Below are 16912 nucleotides of genomic sequence, written 5' to 3'. Positions count from 1 at the left end.
GCGAACCTTAGGTTTCCAGCGTGTCACCGACCCCCAACGGCGTGCATGCCCTCGTGCGCCGCTCCCATGAGGAGCGGGTGCTGCGCGTGCTCCGCCAGAACGGCGCACAGAGCCGCAACGAGATCGCGGCCCGGGTCGGCCTGTCGCGCACCACGGTCTCCGAGATCACCAGCGATCTCCTCGGCCGCGGGGCCATCCGCGTCGTCGACACCGACGCCGTGGAGCGGGTCGGCAGCGGCCGGCCGGCCGAGCGGCTCGCGCTCGACCCGGCCTCCGGGCAGTACATGGGCGTCGACTTCGGCCACCGCCGCGTGAACGTCCTGGTGGCCGATGCCGCGCACGACATCATCGCGTCCGGGACCGCCCGCTATGAGGAGTCGGCGCAGTGGCCCGAGCGCCTCGACGCCGGGCTCGCGCTGATCGACCGGCTGAGCGCCGACACCGGCGTCCACTACGGCGCGCTTCAGGCGATCGCCGTCGGCGTGCCGGGCTGGGGCGACCGCTCGCGCGCCGACGGTGTGGCGGAGGTGTTCGCCACCCGCTTCCACGCCGGTGTGATCGTGGACAACAACGTGCGCTTCGCCGGGCTGGCCGAGGCACTGCACGCCCAGTCCGACTCCGTACGCGACCTCATCTACCTGCGCCTTTCGGACGGCGTCGGTGGCGGCCTGGTGGTGGGCGGGCAGCTCGTCAAGGGCGCCAACGGCTACGCGGGGGAGCTCGGCCACGTGACCGCGGTCCCCGGCGGCGCGCGGTGCCGGTGCGGCAAGAACGGGTGCGTGGAGACCGTGGCGTCGGTGCCGGCGATCCTCGGGCGGTGCCGCGAGCTGGGCGTGCCCGTCGACACGCTCGACGACCTGAAGGCCGCGGTCGAGATCGCCCATCCGACCGTCGACCAGGTGCTCCGGGAGGCCGGCACGGCGGTCGGCCGGGTGCTCGGCACGGCGGCCATGACACTCAACCCCGACGAGATCGTGCTCGGCGGCGAGATCATCCGGGTCGCTCCGGCCCTGCTGCGCCAGGTCGCCGACACGGTCACCTACGAGCTGTCGTGGCGCACCGACGCGGCGCCGGTGATCCGCCCCGCCCTGCTCTCGGACGACGGAGGGGCGCGCGGGGCCATCGCCGCCCTGTTCCACGAGTCGCCGCTGCTCGCCGGATACGAAGCGAACGTCACGACGGACGGAGGCCGATAGTGGCCGTGACCAGTGCGGGCGCCACGAGGGACGGCAACGCCCCCGCCCGGCCGCGCAAGAACCGGACCTTCCTGGTCCTCAACATCATCTCGATCGTGGCCGGGATCGCGATCTGGTGGGGGCTGTCCCTGGCCGGGCTCCAGTTCCCCACTCCCGCCGAGGTCGTCTCTGCCGCCTGGAAGATGATCCAGGACGGCACGCTCGCCACCGACGTCGGCGCCTCGCTCGGGCGCGTGCTCGCGGGGTTCGCCCTCGGCTCGGTCGCGGCGGTGATCGTCGGCTTCGTCATGGGGTGGTACACGGCGGCCCGCGGCCTGTTCGAGCCGTGGATCCAGTTCTTCCGCACGATCCCGCCGCTGGCGATGCTGCCGCTGGTGCTCGTGCTGATGGGCATCGGCGAGAGCCCGAAGATCTTCGTCATCTTCCTGGCGGCGTTCCTGTCCTGCGTCATCTCCACCTACCAGGGCGTGGTCAACGTGGACAAGACGCTGATCAACGCCGCGCGGGTGCTCGGCGCGGGCGACGGGACCATCTTCCGCCGCGTCGTGGTGCCGGCCTCGACGCCGTTCATCCTCGTGGGCATGCGGGTCGGGCTCGGCTCGGCCTGGGGCACGCTGGTGGCCGCCGAGCTCCTGGCCGCGCAGGCCGGGCTCGGCCACCGGATGCAGAGCGCGCAGCTCTACTACGACCTTCCGACGATCTTCGTCGGCATCATCGCGATCGGGGTCCTCGGCCTGATCATGGACCGGCTGCTCATGATCGCCGGCAACAAGCTGACGGCCTGGCAGGAGAACCGATGAGCACTCCCAAGATTTCCGTACGCGACGTGCAGAAGGTCTTCCCGGTGGGGAAGGAGCCGTTCGTCGCGCTCGGCGGCGTCTCGCTGGACATCGCCGACAACGAGTTCGTGACCGTCGTGGGCCCCTCCGGCTGCGGCAAGAGCACGCTGCTCAACATCCTCGCCGGGCTGGAGCAGCCCACCGGCGGCGCCGCGCTGGTGGACGGGAAGCCGGTCACCGGCCCCGGCCCCGAGCGCGGCGTCATCTTCCAGCAGTACGCGTTGTTCCCGTGGCTGACCGTCCGCGAGAACGTCGAGTTCGGCATGCGCACCGCCAAGGTCCCCAAGGCGGAGCGGCGCGAGCGGGCCGAGCACTTCATCCGCCTGGTCGGCCTGGAGCAGTTCGCCGACGCGCTGCCCAAGACGCTGTCCGGCGGCATGAAGCAGCGCTGCGCGATCGCCCGCGCGTACGCGGTGAACCCGTCGATCCTGCTCATGGACGAGCCCTTCGGCGCCCTGGACGCGCTGACCCGGGTGCGGCTCCAGGAGCAGCTCCTGGAGACCTGGAGCAAGGAGCGGCGGACGGTCATGTTCATCACCCACGACGTCGACGAGGCGGTGTTCCTCGCCAACCGGGTGGTCGTCATGGCCGCCAGGCCGGGCCGCATCGCCGAGATCATCGACGTCGATCTTCCCTATCCGCGCGACGAGGACATGCGGCTGAGCCCCGAGTTCGGGGCGCTGCGCAACCGCGTCTGGCATGCGGTGTACCACCAGCGGCAGATCAAGGAGCCCGCGAAATGAAGAAGACCCTCCTGGCCGCCGCGGCGGTCGTCATGGCACTGTCGGCGGCGGCCTGCGGGTCGGACTCCGCCGGGTCGGGCGGTGCGGACGGCGCCACCCACGTGAACTTCGGCTACATCGCCGACTTCAACGGCGCGAGCCTGCTCGCCGTCGCCGACAAGCAGGGCCTGTGGAAGAAGCACGGCCTCGATCCCAAGGTCAGCGTGTTCACCAACGGCCCGCTGCAGATCCAGGCGCTGGGCACCGGCGACCTCGACTTCGGCTACATCGGCCCCGGCGCCATGTGGCTCCCCGCGTCCGGCAAGGCCAAGGTCGTCGCGCTGAACACGCTCGGCAACGCCGACCGCGTCATCGCCCAGGCCGGCATCACGTCGATGGACCAGCTGAAGGGCAAGACGATCGGCGTGCCCGAGGGCACCTCCGGCGACATGATCCTCACCCTCGCGCTGAAGAAGGCCGGGATGACCAAGGACGACGTCAAGATCGTCCCGATGGACGCGTCCACGATCGTGTCGGCGTTCACCTCCAAGCAGATCGACGCGGCAGGCTTCTGGTATCCGGCCATCTCCACGATCAAGAAGACCGTGCCCGACCTGGTCGAGCTGGCCAAGAACGAGGACTTCGCCGACACCGTGTCGTTCCCGACCGCGTTCGTCGCCGGCAACGACGTCGTCGCCAAGGAGAAGGACAAGACCGAGAAGGTCATCGGCGTGCTGCGCGACGCCATCCAATATCGCAGCGAGCACCTCGACGAGACCGTGGCCGCGACCGCCGAGATGCTGAAGCTGCCCGCCGACCAGGTCAAGGCCGACGCCGCGAACTCGAAGGTGCTGTCGCTGTCCGACCTCGACGGCTACACCAAGGACGGGACGATCGACAAGTGGCTCAGCGGGATGGGCGACTACTTCGTCAGCGCGGGCAAGCTGCCCTCGGCCGTCGACCCGAAGACGTACTACACCGGCGATCTGTTCACGGGCGCCGCCCAATGACGCGTCCGGTGAACGTCCTGTTCCTGATGACCGACCAGCACCGGGCCGACACCCTGGGCGCGTACGGCAACCGCCTCGCCGCCACCCCGGTGCTGGACGAGCTGGCCCGGACCGGGACGCGATTCGACCGCTGGTACACCCCCACCGCGATCTGCACGCCGGCGCGGGCGAGCCTGCTCACCGGGCAGGCGCCGTTCCGGCACAAGCTGCTCGCCAACCACGAGCGGAACGTCGGCTACATCGAGGACCTGCCCGGCGACCAGTGGACGTTCTCCACGGCCCTGCGCGACGCCGGATACAACTGCGGGCTCATCGGCAAGTGGCACGTCGGGCACCACCGGCGGGCGGCCGACTTCGGGTTCGACGGGCCCGACCTGCCCGGGTGGCACAACCCCGTCGACCACCCCGACTACCTGGACTATCTCAAGGCCAACGACCTGCCGCCGTACGAGATCCACGACCGCATCCGCGGCACGCTGCCGAACGGCGGGCCGGGCAACCTGCTCGCCGCGCGGCTGCGCCAGCCGGTCGAGGCGACGTTCGAGCACTACCTCGCCACCCGGGCGATCGAGATGCTGGAGCGGTACGCCGCCGAGCCGAAGCCGTTCTTCCTGCAGCTCAACTTCTTCGGGCCGCACCTGCCGTACATCGTGCCGGACGAGTATTTCGACATGTTCGACCCGGAGCTGGTAGAGCTGCCCAAGTCGATCGCCGAGACCTTCGCCGGCAAGCCGCCGGTGCAGGCCAACTACAGCGCGCACTGGACGTTCGACACCATGCCGCTTGAGGTGACGCGCAAGCTCATCGCGGTCTACTGGGGCTACGTCGCGCTCATCGACATGGAGATCGGCCGGGTCATGGACGCCATGCGGCGCCTCGGCCTGGACGACGACACGGCCGTGTTCTTCACCTGCGACCACGGCGAGTTCACCGGCGCCCACCGGCTGCACGACAAGGGCCCGGCGATGTACGAGGACATCTACCGCACGCCCGGCCTGCTGCGGATCCCCGGCCAGGAGCCCGGGGTCGTCCGCACCGAGTTCGTCAGCCTGCTGGACTGCACGGCGACGATCCTGGAGCTGGCCGGGATCGACCCCGCCCCGGCGGTCGACTCGCGCAGCCTCGTGCCGCTGGCCTCCACCCGCGAGGTGCCGTGGGAGGAGGACATCGTCTGCGAGTTCCACGGGCACCACTTCCCGTACCCGCAGCGGATGATCAGGACAGACCGCTACAAGCTGGTCGTCAACCCCGACTCCACCAACGAGCTGTACGACCTGCTCACCGACCCGGACGAGCTGCTCAACGTCTACAACCACCCCGAGATGGCGGAGGTGCGCGGACGGCTGATGCGGCGGCTCTACCAGGTGCTGCGCGACCGGGGCGACAACTTCTATCACTGGATGACCTCGATGTACGACGTCGGCGACGTTTCCTACGACCCCACGTTGAGCGGGCTTGACGAGGCGACCTACCGATGAGCAGGCGTCCGAACATCGTCATGATCCTGACCGACGACCACGCGTCGCACGCGGTCAGCGCGTACGGCTCGGTCGTCAACCGGACGCCGCGGATCGACGAGATCGCGGACCTCGGCGTCCGGTTCGACAACTGCTTCGCGACGAACGCGCTGTGCTCGCCGAGCCGGGCCAGCATCCTGACCGGCACCTACTCGCACGTGAACGGCGTCTCGACGCTGGTCACGCCGATCGACGCGGCGCAGCCGACGTTCGTGAGCCAGTTGAAGGCGGCCGGATATCGCACGGCGATCGTCGGCAAGTGGCACATGGGGGACGGCCCGGGGCACAACCCCCAGGGGTTCGACTACTGGGACGTGCTGATCGAGCAGGGGGAGTATTTCGACCCGTCGTTCCTGTCGGAGGACGGCCTGCGGACCGTACCCGGCTACGCCACCGACCTCATCACCGACATGGCGCTGAGCTGGGCCGACTCGCTCGACGGCGACGACCCCTACTGCCTGCTGATCTACCACAAGGCGCCGCACCGCCCGTGGGAGCCCGACGACAAGCACGCGGGGATGTACACCGACCCCATCCCCGTTCCGTCCACGTTCGACGACGACTACGCGACACGCTCGTCGTCGGCCCGGCGGGCCGCCATGCGGATCGCCGAGCACCTCAACGCCGAGGACCTCAAGCAGGACCCGCCGGAGGGGCTGTCGTACGAGGAGCTGGCGCTGTGGAAATACCAGCGCTACATGGAGGACTACCTGGCCGTCGTCGCGTCGGTGGACGACAACGTCGGCCGGGTGGTCGACTGGCTGCGCGAGCGCGGCGACTTCGACGACACGCTGCTCATGTACTGCTCCGACCAGGGCTTCTTCCTGGGCGACCACGGCTGGTTCGACAAGCGGTTCATGTACGAGGAATCGCTGCGGATGCCGCTCGTGCTGAGCTATCCGCGGCGCATCCCGGCCGGCCAGGTGCACACCGGGATCGTCACGAACGTCGACTTCGCGCAGACCGTGCTGGACGCCGCCGGGGTGCCGCACCACCCCCGGATGCAGGGCCGCAGCTTCCTCGCCGACCTGACCGGCGAGCCGGGCCCGCCGCCCGCGGAGGGCATGTACTACCGCTACTGGGAGCACGACGACGTCTTCCACAAGGCGCCGGCCCACTACGGCTACCGGACGTCCCGCTACAAGATCATTTATTTCTACAACGACGGCATGGGCATCCCCGGCACGGGCGCGTTCACGTACCCGGGCGAGTGGGAGCTGTACGACCTGGAGGCCGACCCGGAGGAGCTGCGCAACGTCTACGACGACCCGGCCTACCGGGAGATCCGCGAGGAGATGAAGGTGCGCATGTGGCACGCCCAGGCGGCCCTCGGCGACGAGCCGCACCCCAGCCAGCCGGTCCCCGAGGGTATTTGATGTCCTGCTGCACGCCCGCCACCCCGGGACTGCCCCAGGAGCCGGTGCGCTTCACCGCGGAGGGACGGCATGCGGTCGAGCAGGTGCGCCTGCCCGGCGGCGAGTTCCGGATGGGCGACGCCACCGGCGACGGCAACCCCGGCGACGGCGAGGGGCCCGTCCACGCGGTCACCGTGGCGCCGTTCTCGATCGACGCCACGACCGTGACGGTCGCGGACTTCGCCGCCTTCGCCGACGCGACCGGCTACCGCACCGAGGCGGAGGAGTACGGCTTCTCCGCCGTCTTCCACCTGGCGATGCGCGCCCACCCCGACGACGTGATGGGGCCGGTGCCCGGCACCCCATGGTGGGTGGGCGTGCGCGGCGCCGACTGGCGGCACCCCGCCGGACGGTTGTCGCAGGCCGAGCCCGACCACCCAGTGGTCCACGTGAGCTGGAACGACGCGATGGCCTACTGCTCGTGGGCGGGCCGACGGCTGCCCACGGAGGCCGAGTGGGAGTACGCCTCCCGGGGCGGCCTCGACGGCGCCCGCTACCCGTGGGGGAACGACCTGCCGCGGGACGAGTGGCGGGTGAACATCTGGCAGGGCGTCTTCCCCACGGAGAACACCCTGGACGACGGCTATCTGACGACCGCTCCGGTGCGCGCGTTCGCGCCCAACGCGTACGGGCTGTGGCAGACGGTGGGGAACGTCTGGGAGTGGTGCGCGGACTGGTACGCGCCCGACTACTACGTCTACTCGCCCTCGGACAACCCGCGCGGCCCGCTGCGCGGCAGGGCCCGGGTGCTGCGCGGCGGCTCGTTCCTGTGCCACGACTCCTACTGCAACCGCTACCGGAACTCGGCGCGCTCGTCGAACACTCCCGACTCCTCGATGGCCAACGCCGGGTTCCGTACGGTCGCTCTGTGACCGGACGCCCCGCATCGCCGGGTGCGGGGCGTCCGGTGGTTCAGGGGTTCCCCGGCTCGGGGGCTCAGGGGCTCAGGGGCTCAGGTGCTCGGGGGCTCAGGGGCTCAGGGGAGCGTGGCGAGGAACGGCTTGACGGTCCTGGAGAAGTTCCAGTTGTTCGCGGCGTCCCAGTTGATCGACCAGGTCATCGCGCCCCTGATGTCGGGGTAGGCCTGCGCGGGGACGAACGACCCGCAGCCGGTGCGCCGCGCCAGGCAGTTCAGGGCGTTGGTGACCGTGCCGGGGGAGACGACGCCGCCGCCCGCCGCGCCGGGACCGGCCGGCAGGCCGAGCGCGACCTGGTCGGGGCGCAGGCCGTTCTGCAGCTGGATGCAGGCCAGCGCGGTCATGAAGTCCACCGTCCCCTGGCCATAGACCCTCTGGTCGCAGCCGAGCATCGTGCCGGAGTTGTAGTACTGCATGTTGACGACGGTGAGGATGTCCTTGATGCTCAGGGCGAGCTTGAAATACTCCATGCCGGTCGACTGCATGTCGATGGTCTGCGGGGCCATCATGATGATCAGCCCGGAGCCCGCCTTCGCCCGCAGGTCGCGCAGCGCCTGGGCCATGTAGGTGGCGTTGAGGCCGTTCTCCAGGTCGATGTCGACGCCGTCGAAGCCGTAGCTCTGCATGATCGAGTAGACCGAGTTCGCGAACGCCGTGGCCGCGGACGAGCTCGCCACCTGCACGCGGCCCGCCTCGCCGCCGATGCTGAGGATGACCCTCTGGCCGCGCTGCCTGAGCGCCTGCACGTCGGCCTTGAACTGGGCCTCGGTGTATCCGCCGACGGCGGCGGCCAGGCCGGAGTCGAGGGCGAACGTCACCTGGCCCGGCGTGGTGGTCGCCTCTCCGAACGCGATCGCGACGACGTCGTAGTCGCGCGGCACCTGCGACAGCTTGAGCTCGACGGCGGGGTTGACGAAGTTGTGCCAGTAGCCGGTGAGGATGTGCCGGGGGCAGCGCCCCGCCCGAGGAGCACCCGGTGGTCGTGCCGGTGACGGCGGCGCTCGCCGCCGACTCGCCCGCGGAGTTGTACGCCCTGACGGTGTAGGTGTGGGTGGTGCAGGCGCCGAGCGAGCCGATCGTCGCGGTGGTGCCGGTGACCTGGGCCCGCTGGACCGTGCCCTCGTAGACGCGGTAGCCGGTCACGGCGCCGCTCGACGCGCCCCACGACAGCGAGATCGACGTGCCGGTGGTGCCGGTGACCGAGGGGGCGCCGGGCTGACCGGGCGTGCCGGTGCCCGCGCCGGTCGTGGCCGAGACGGCGGCGCTCGCCGCCGACACGTTGCCCGCCGCGTCCCGCGCCCTGACCGTGTAGCTGTACGTCGTGCCCGAGGCCAGGCCGCCGTCGGTGTACGTCGTCCCCGTCACGGTGGTGACGAGCTGCGAGCCGCGGAAGACCTGGTAGCCGGTCACGCCGACGTTGTCGGTGGAGGCGTTCCACGCGAGCGACACGCTGCTCGACGTCGTGCCGGTCACCCGCAGGTCGCCCGGGACACTGGGGGCCGTCGTGTCGCCGCCGCTGCCGCCGATCGGCTTCCACAGCGCCGGGACGATCGGCGGCTCCCAGCCGGTCAGCGACGTGTGCGCCTGGATGCACTCGTAGTCGGTGCCGTCGTACGTCACGCGTGCGCCCACGGCGTACCAGGTGTTGGGCGCCCAGGCCGCGTACGCGAGCACCGCGCGGGGCGCGGCCGACGCGGGGGCCGGGCCGGCTCCGACTCCTGCCAGACAGAGGCCCAACGCGAGCAACACCGCGCTGAGCAGCCGTTTCCTCATCAATGCCGTCCTTCCGGGGTGCCGATCGGCGTCCGCGAAAAGGCGTCGGGTGACACGACGGCCGGTCGCGTGACCTTTCCTCTCTTAGGAAAGTTTCCTAATAGTTTTGGCGCGAGCGTAACCCCGGAAAGACGGCCGTACAAGACCCGAACCCGAAGTGGTGGGGCCCGGAATGATGGCTGCACCTGTGATAGTCGCGCCCATCATTACTTCCTGGGCGTCTGCGATCGGGGAGGCCACGTGCACGGAGGCACCGGTCGACGTGCCTCGGCTGGAGCGCCTGGAACACCTGCGCGGGCTGCTGCCCAGCGGCAAGGTCGGCGCACTCCCAAGCTGCTCCTGTTCGCGCGCTCGGGGTTCTCCCCCGCGCTGCTCCGCCTCGCCGACAGACGGCCCGACGTGGAGCTCGTCGACCTGGGCCGTCTGTACGGCGGAGCGTGAGACTCCCGGCTACTTGCCGAAACCGGCGGTCAGGCCGCTGAGCAGCTGACGGCGGCCGACCGTGTAGAGGATCAGAATCGGCAGGATGGTCAGCACGACGGAGGCCAGAACGGCGGGCACGTTCACGCCGTACGGGCCGCCCTGGAACGCCGCCAGAGCCAGCGGCAGCGTGCGCTTGTCGGGGCTCTGGGTGAGGATCAGCGGCAGCAGGAACCCGTTCCAGACCTGCAGCGCGTTGTAGATCGACACCGTCACCACGGCCGGTCGCGTGAGCGGGAAGGCCAGGCCCCACAGGGTCTTCCACTCGGTCGCGCCGTCGAGCCGCATCGACTCGAACAGCTCCTTCGGCACGTCCCTGATGAAGTTGGACAGCACCAGCACCGACAGCGGGATCGCGAACGCGACCGACGGCAGCACCAGACCCGTCAGAGAGTCGTAGAGGTGCAGCTTGATGATGATCAGGTAGACGGGGATGACCGTCGCCTGCAGCGGGATCGCCAGGCCCATGAGGAACAGCGAGTTCACGCCGCGCAGGAAGCGGCTGGCGCCACTGCTGCGGACGATCGCGTACGCCGCCATGAACGAGAACAGCACCGACGGGATCACGGTGCCGATGGCGACGAGAAGGCTGTTCAGGAAGTACAGCGGGAAGTCCATCTCGATGACGAGACGGTAGTTGTCCAGCGTGGGATCGCTGGGCGGCGCGAACGGGTTGGTCAGGTAGTAGTTGGACTGCGTCTTCAGACTGGTGATCACGATCCAGTAGATCGGGATGATCACGATGGCCAGCCACAGCCAGCCCACCAGCCCACCCAGCCAGTTCGGGCGCTGCCGGCTCTTCGCCGGACGGCGTCCGTGCGCCCCGGACGTGGCGGGGCGCTTGGCCGCCCTCGATGTGTGGGTCGCCGTCACGGTCAGGCCCCTTCCAACTGACTGGCGTAGGGGTCGCGGCCGCCGATGCGGCGTAGCAGCAGCGCCAGGCCGAGGCCCACGAGGACGAGGATGACGCCGATCACGCAGGCCGCGCCCATGAGGTTGGCCTGGAAGCCGCGCTTGTACATGTCAAGCGCGAGCGCGCGGGTGGCGTCGCCGGGACCGCCCTCGGTCAGCACGAAGATCAGGTCGAAGAAGGTCAGGGAGCCGACGAGCATCAGCGTCGAGGACGTGATGATCGTGTACTTGAGCTGCGGCAGCGTGATGCTGAAGAACATGCGGACGCGCCCCGCGCCGTCCAGCTCCGCGGCCTCATAGAGCGAACGCGGAATCTGCCGCACACCGCCCTGGTAGAGGAGCGAGTGGAACGGGATGTACTGCCACGACACCACGAAGATCACGACGCCGAAGGCCAGGCCGGGCTCGCCGAGCCAGTCCTGGGTGAGGAAGTCGATGCCCAGCCCGGCGCCGAGGCCGAAGTTCGGGTCGAGCAGCGCCTTGAAGGTGATCGCGATGGCCGCGGAGCTGAGCAGCAGCGGGATGAAGTACAGCACTGCGAGCAGCTCGCGGTAGCGCTGGTGGCCCGCCAGGAACACGCCGATCAGGATGCTGGCCGGGGTCTGGAAGCCCCAGGAGAGCAGCATGATCAGGAACGTCACCCACAGCGCGTGCGGCAGGCCGGGGTCGGTGAGCACCTGCCGCCAGCTGTCGAACCCGGTCAGCTGGATCTCGCCCAGCGTGTCCCAGGAGGTGAAGCTGAGCAGCAGCACACCTATCAGTGGGATCAGCGCGAAGACGGCGAAGGCCACCAGGGCCGGCACGGCCAACCATGGCAGGACGCCGCCGCCGCGGCGCGAAGCGGCGGCGGGCGACGTCCTTCGAGCGGAAATAGCAGCCATGCTTACTTACCGATGACCGCGTTCATGTTCGTGGCGAAGTCCTGCGGCGAGATCGACAGCTGGAACAGCTTGGCGATGTTGTCGAGCAGCACCTCGGCCGCGGTCGGGCTGAGCGCCTGGTCCCACGACTGGGCGAAGACCTTGGCGTTGCTGGCGACGCCGTAGATGAAGTTCAGGAACTCGGCGTCCTTGGAGCCGGCGAACAGCTTGTCGGAGCCCTTGACGATCGGCACACCGCCGGTCTCGACCCACTGCTTCTGCTCTTCGTCGTCGAGCACGCCGGTGGCGAAGAACTTCTTGGCGATCTCCTTCTGCTCGGGGGTCGCCTTGGAGGAGATCGACAGGTACTGGCCGGGGTTGCCGACGGTGTTGCTCGGGTCGCCCTTGCCGCCGTCGACGCCGGGGAAGTTCATCCAGCCGAGGCCGCCGCTGGAGACGATGTCGCCGCCCTGCTCCTGCTGGATGCCGTACGACCAGCTGCCGTGCAGCATCATCGCGGCCTTGCCGGTGTAGAGCAGCGCCTGGTCGGCGTTGGAGTCGGCGGTGACGGAGGAGAAGCCCTTGATGAAGGCGTTGGCCTTGATCAGCTCCTGCATCTTGGTCAGGGCCTCGATGGAGGCGGGGTTGTTCCAGGCGTCCTTCTCGCCGTCGAAGACGGCCTGGAACACCTCGGGGCCGCCGATGCGGTCGAAGAGGAACTCCAGCCACATCATGTTGGTCCAGCGCGACTGGCCGGCGAGGGAGAACGGCGCGATCCCCGCGTCGTTGAACTTCTTCACCAGGTCGAGGATGTCGCCGTACGACTGCGGCGGCTGCGCCCCGACCTTCTCGAAGACCTTCTTGTTGTAGAACAGGACGATCGGCTGCACGGTCTCGCACGGCATCGCGTAGATCTTGCCGTCGATCGTCGCGGCGCCGAAGGCGCCGGGGAACAGCCGGTCCTTGACGGCGGCGTTCTCGTCGAACCACGAGGTGAGGTCCTCGACCTGGCCGGCCTGCACGTAGCTGCGCAGACCGCCGCCGCCCCAGCCCCAGATGATGGTGGGCGCCTGGCCCGCGCCGATCGCCGTCTTGATCTTCGTCTTGTACGCGTCGTTCTGGACCGTGGTGATCGCGATCTGGCCGTTGGGGTTGGCCTTGTTGAACCGCTCCACCGCCGCGGTGCGGGGGGCTTCTCCGGGCGGGCCCTGGAGGAACCAGTAGGTGGCCTTGCCGCCGCCCCCGCCCCCGTCGCCGCCGGCGGCACCGCCACCGGATCCGCCGCCGGAAGGGGCTGGACCGGACGTGCCGCAGGCCGCCAACGCGGCACCGAGGGGGAGGCCCATGGAGAGGGTGAGGAAGTTGCGGCGGGATGGTGTCCTGGACTCCACGCTGATCTCCGTACGTCGAACGCCGAGGCTGGCCGCGGCTCGTTGAAAAAACTCGGACGCGGCAGGGGGGCGACGTGGATCGGCACCCCGGTGCCACAGTCCACTCCTTCTTGAAGTCAGCTCGTTCGAAACATTTCGACACAAGCCGCGTGGCACGCCAATCTAGATTTGCGATACCTCACTGTCAAGAGCGCTCTCACGACCTCCCCAGCTTGACGTGAGGCGTGTGTAAAGTACCGACGAACAGGCGTCACGCTCGGCGATCACGGTTGACCGAAAGTTTAGCGATAGAACCGCCCCGGACGCCGAAATGTTTCGAAACCTTTTTGAGGAGAGCACATGACGGCCCCAGATCGGACGCACACGGCGGACGGGACGCTCCGGGCATGGCAGGACCGGACACTCCCCGTGGCCGATCGGGTCGAGGCCCTCCTCGCCGAGATGACGCTTGAGGAGAAGATCGGCCAGCTCGGCAGCAGGTGGATCGGCAACGACATGCAGGCGCAGGAGGAGATCGAGCCCGAGAACGCGCTCAATGTGGCCCCCATGCAGGACGTCTTCGCCGCCTCGGGCACGGTGCCTATAGAGGAGGCCGCACGCAATGGGCTCGGCCACCTGACCCGGGTGTTCGGCAGTGCTCCGGTGACTCCGGCGGAGGGCGCGGCCGAGGTGGTGCGGCTGCAGCGCGAGGTGGTGAAGCACTCCAGACTCGGCATCCCGGCGTTGGTCCACGAGGAATGCCTCACGGGTTTCACGACTTATGGTGCGACCGTATATCCGGCCGCGATCGCCTGGGGCGCGACCTTCGATCCCGAACTGGTCGAGCGGATGGCCGCCGCGATCGGCAGGGACATGCGGGCCGTGGGCGCCCACCAGGGCCTGTCGCCGGTGCTCGACGTGGTGCGCGACTACCGCTGGGGCCGGGTCGAGGAGACCATGGGCGAGGATCCGTACCTCGTCGCGATGCTCGGCTCCGCCTACGTACGCGGCCTGGAGAGCGCCGGGATCATCGCCACCCTGAAGCACTTCGCCGGTTACTCCGCGTCGCGGGCGGCCCGCAACCACGGCCCGGTGCCGATGGGCCGGCGCGAGCTGATGGACATGATCCTGCCGACGTTCGAGACCGCCATCGCCGAGGGCGGCGCGCGCTCGGTCATGAACTCCTACTCCGACGTGGACGGCGTGCCCGCCGCCGCCGACCCGTGGCTGCTGACCGAGGTGCTGCGCGACGAGTGGGGGTTCACCGGCACGGTCGTGTCGGACTACTGGGCGATCGCGTTCCTCGCGAAGATGCACCAGGTCGCCGCGGACCACGAGGAGGCCGGGGTGCTCGCGCTGACCGCGGGCATCGACGTCGAGCTGCCCGACACGCTCGGCTACGGCCGGCACCTGGCCGAGCGGGTGCGGCGGGGCGAGGTGCCCGAGGAACTGGTCGACCGGGCCGCGCGCCGCCTGCTCACCCAGAAGGTGCAGCTCGGGCTGCTCGACCCGGACTGGACGCCGGAGGGGTCGGTGGCCGGCGCGGACGCCGTGGACCTCGACTCTCCGGCCAACCGGGCGCTCGCCAGGGAGCTGGCCGAGCGGTCGATCGTGCTGCTCGACGCGGGCGACGCGCTGCCGCTGCTCGGAGAGGGGCGCCAGGGGCCCCGCCGGGTGGCCGTGGTCGGGCCCTGCGCCGACGACCCGCGCACGTTCATGGGCTGCTACGCCTTCCCCAACCACGTGCTGCCCCGCTATCCGAAGCTCGGGCTCGGGCTGGAGGCGCCGAGCCTGCTCGACGCGCTGCGGGCCGAGCTGCCGGACGCCGAGATCGTCCACGAGCGGGGCTGCGACTGGCGGGAGGAGGACCGCTCCGGTTTCGCCGCCGCGCTCGCGGCCGCCCGTGAGTCCGACCTGTGCGTGGCCGTCGTCGGCGACCTCGCCGGGCTGTTCGGGCAGGGCACCTCGGGCGAGGGCTGCGACGCCGAGGACCTGAGGCTGCCGGGAGTCCAGGAGGACCTGCTGGTCGAGCTGGCCGCCACCGGCACGCCGGTCGTGGTGGTCGTGGTGTCGGGCCGGCCGTACGCGCTGGGGCGGGTCAGCGAGGGGGCGGCCGCGCTCGTCCAGGCGTTCATGCCGGGCGAGGAGGGCGGGGCGGCCATCGCCGGCGTCCTGTCCGGCCGCGTGCAGCCCAGCGGGAAGCTGCCGGTGCAGATCCCGCGGACCCCGGGCGGGCAGCCGGGCACCTACCTGCAGCCGCCGCTGGGCTCCGACAGCCACGGCATCAGCAACATCGACCCGACCCCGCTGTTCCCGTTCGGCTACGGCGCGTCCTACACCACCTTCGAGATCGGCGACCTGGAGATCGATGGCGAGGAGGTGCCCACCGACGGGGAGTTCACCGTGTCGGTGCGGGTGCGCAACACCGGCGAGCGGGCGGGCGAGGAGGTCGTCCAGCTCTACCTGCACGACGTGCTCGCGCAGGTGACCCGGCCGATGCGGCAGCTCGCCGGGTTCGCCCGGGTGCGGCTCGCACCCGGCGAGAGCGCGCGGGCGACCTTCACCGTGCACGCGGACAGGACCGCCTTCACCGGCCGCGACCTGCGGCGGATCGTCGAGCCCGGGGACATCGACGTCTACGTCGGCACCTCCGCGTCGGACCTGCCGTGCCGGGGCCGGGTGCGGCTGACCGGCCCGCTGCGCCACGTCGGCCACGACCGGCGGCTCGTCACCCCCGTGGACGTGCGACCGGCCGAGAGCCCCGATCAGGGAGGAACAGATGCCGCCCAGTCGTAGGCGGGCCACACTCGCCACGGTCGCGGCCTCGGCGGGGGTGTCGGTCGCGACCGTGTCGAAGGTGCTCAACGGCCGCAGCGACGTCGCGCCGGAGACGCGTTCCCTGGTGCTGTCGCTGCTGGCGCAGCACAACTACATCGCGCCGCCGCAGCGCCGGGGCGATACCGCGCCCGACACGATCGAGGTGGAGTTCGACGCGGACCTCAACGCGTACTCCACCGAGATCGTCCAGGGCGCGGTGCAGGCCGGGGCCGATCTCGACGTGGCCGTGGTGGTGAGCATCCGGCGCGACGCCGACCGCACGGGAGGGTGGGCGCGTGACCTGGTCGCGGCCGGACGCCGGGCGCTGGTCGCCGTCACCGGCGAGCTGACCGCCGTGCAGCTCACCGCCCTGGCCCGGGCGCGGCTGCCCCTCGTCGTGATCGACCCGCTGAACCTGCCGAGGGCCCGGGTGACCAGCGTCGGCTCGACGAACTTCGCCGGTGGCATGGCCGCGACGCAGCACCTGCTCGCGCTCGGTCACCGGCGCGTCGCCTATCTGGGCGGCCCGGCCACCGCGGCCTGCAACCAGGCCCGGCTGCACGGCTATCGGGCCGCGATGGAGGCCGCGGGCGCGCCCGTCCTGCCCGGGTACGCGCGGGCCGGAACCTTCCACTACCACGACGGCGTGACGGGCGGGGCGGCCCTGCTCGACCTGCCGGAGGCGCCCACGGCGATCTTCGCGGGCTGCGACGACATCGCGCTGGGCGTGCTCGAAGCGGCCCGGGCCCGGGGGCTGCGCGTGCCCGATGACCTCAGCATCGTGGGCTTCGACGACACGCAGATCGCCCGGATGGCCTCGCCGCCCCTGACCACCGTGCGGCAGCCGCTGCGGGAGATGGGCGCCGTCGCGGTCCGTACGGCGCTGCGCCTGGCGGCCGGGGAGCAGGTCGAGTCGCATCACGTCGAGCTCGCGACGGAGCTGGTGGTGCGCGGCTCGACCGCACCCGCGGCGCACACTGGAGGGTGAGCCCCGGGAAGCAATCGGCCGGAGCGAACGTTGCACAGTGCAAACGATGCCGTGCAAACGATGCCGTGCACATGATGCCGTGCAATTGACGCGGGA

13 protein-coding genes and 1 pseudogene are annotated in these 16912 nt (G+C 70.2%); 9 read left to right on the top strand and 5 right to left on the bottom strand.

All coding sequences use genetic code 11. The annotated features are described in order from the left end of the window. The first annotated feature begins 20 nt into the window (after positions 1-20). The 7 genes from HCK04_RS30625 to HCK04_RS30595 are packed head-to-tail and all read left to right on the top strand — an operon-like array spanning position 21 to position 7571. A complete protein-coding gene (locus HCK04_RS30625) occupies positions 21-1196 on the top strand; it encodes an ROK family transcriptional regulator (protein ID WP_205830915.1) in 1176 nt (391 codons plus the stop codon). Beyond that, positions 1196-1996 carry an ABC transporter permease gene (locus tag HCK04_RS30620; RefSeq protein WP_221889995.1) on the top strand — a complete coding sequence of 267 codons (801 nt, stop codon included), beginning with the start codon at positions 1196-1198 and terminating at the stop codon, positions 1994-1996. Before HCK04_RS30625 ends, HCK04_RS30620 begins: the two co-directional genes overlap by 1 nt. Further along, entirely contained in the window at positions 1993-2778 is a 786-nt protein-coding gene (locus tag HCK04_RS30615) for an ABC transporter ATP-binding protein (protein WP_142650845.1), read from the top strand. Before HCK04_RS30620 ends, HCK04_RS30615 begins: the two co-directional genes overlap by 4 nt. Beyond that, positions 2775-3767: an aliphatic sulfonate ABC transporter substrate-binding protein gene (locus tag HCK04_RS30610; RefSeq protein WP_142650843.1), complete on the top strand. Its 993-nt coding sequence runs from the start codon at positions 2775-2777 to the stop codon at positions 3765-3767. The genes HCK04_RS30615 and HCK04_RS30610 overlap by 4 nt, the downstream gene beginning before the upstream one ends. An 8-nt stretch (positions 3768-3775) precedes the next feature. Continuing rightward, positions 3776-5245, top strand: coding sequence for a sulfatase-like hydrolase/transferase (locus HCK04_RS30605; RefSeq protein WP_260617467.1), 1470 nt, complete (start codon positions 3776-3778; stop codon positions 5243-5245). Next, positions 5242-6660 carry a sulfatase gene (locus HCK04_RS30600; protein WP_142650839.1) on the top strand — a complete coding sequence of 473 codons (1419 nt, stop codon included), beginning with the start codon at positions 5242-5244 and terminating at the stop codon, positions 6658-6660. Before HCK04_RS30605 ends, HCK04_RS30600 begins: the two co-directional genes overlap by 4 nt. Beyond that, positions 6660-7571 carry a formylglycine-generating enzyme family protein gene (locus tag HCK04_RS30595; RefSeq protein ID WP_185949066.1) on the top strand — a complete coding sequence of 304 codons (912 nt, stop codon included), beginning with the start codon at positions 6660-6662 and terminating at the stop codon, positions 7569-7571. The genes HCK04_RS30600 and HCK04_RS30595 overlap by 1 nt, the downstream gene beginning before the upstream one ends. Before the next feature lie 104 nt (positions 7572-7675). Here the strand turns inward: HCK04_RS30595 and HCK04_RS42865 are convergent, their stop codons facing one another. The 5 genes and pseudogenes from HCK04_RS42865 to HCK04_RS30570 form a co-directional block, all read right to left on the bottom strand. Next, positions 7676-8497, bottom strand: a complete 822-nt coding sequence (locus HCK04_RS42865; protein WP_260617466.1) for a glycosyl hydrolase family 18 protein — start codon at positions 8495-8497, stop codon at positions 7676-7678. Positions 8498-8675: 178 nt separating this feature from the next. Further along, positions 8676-9389 (bottom strand): annotated as a pseudogene (locus HCK04_RS42860) (carbohydrate-binding protein); the annotation flags it as partial. A gap of 450 nt (positions 9390-9839) precedes the next feature. Further along, entirely contained in the window at positions 9840-10742 is a 903-nt protein-coding gene (locus tag HCK04_RS30580; protein WP_142650834.1) for a carbohydrate ABC transporter permease, read from the bottom strand. Positions 10743-10744: 2 nt separating this feature from the next. Next, positions 10745-11584 (bottom strand): sugar ABC transporter permease, encoded by an 840-nt coding sequence (locus tag HCK04_RS30575; protein WP_260617465.1) that lies wholly within the window; start codon positions 11582-11584, stop codon positions 10745-10747. A gap of 80 nt (positions 11585-11664) precedes the next feature. Next, positions 11665-13032, bottom strand: a complete 1368-nt coding sequence (locus HCK04_RS30570; RefSeq protein ID WP_312845780.1) for an extracellular solute-binding protein — start codon at positions 13030-13032, stop codon at positions 11665-11667. A gap of 339 nt (positions 13033-13371) precedes the next feature. Here HCK04_RS30570 and HCK04_RS30565 point away from each other — a divergent pair, with 339 nt between their 5' ends. Both HCK04_RS30565 and HCK04_RS30560 read left to right on the top strand, forming a co-directional pair. After that, positions 13372-15807 (top strand): glycoside hydrolase family 3 N-terminal domain-containing protein, encoded by a 2436-nt coding sequence (locus HCK04_RS30565; RefSeq protein ID WP_142650831.1) that lies wholly within the window; start codon positions 13372-13374, stop codon positions 15805-15807. Beyond that, positions 15791-16816, top strand: a complete 1026-nt coding sequence (locus tag HCK04_RS30560; RefSeq protein ID WP_142650830.1) for a substrate-binding domain-containing protein — start codon at positions 15791-15793, stop codon at positions 16814-16816. Before HCK04_RS30565 ends, HCK04_RS30560 begins: the two co-directional genes overlap by 17 nt. The last annotated feature ends 96 nt before the right edge of the window (positions 16817-16912 follow it).

Source organism: Microbispora sp. CL1-1 (assembly GCF_012034195.1).
In the GTDB taxonomy this organism is placed as follows: Bacteria; Actinomycetota; Actinomycetes; order Streptosporangiales; family Streptosporangiaceae; genus Microbispora.
This window is presented reverse-complemented; position numbering and strand designations above follow the sequence as displayed.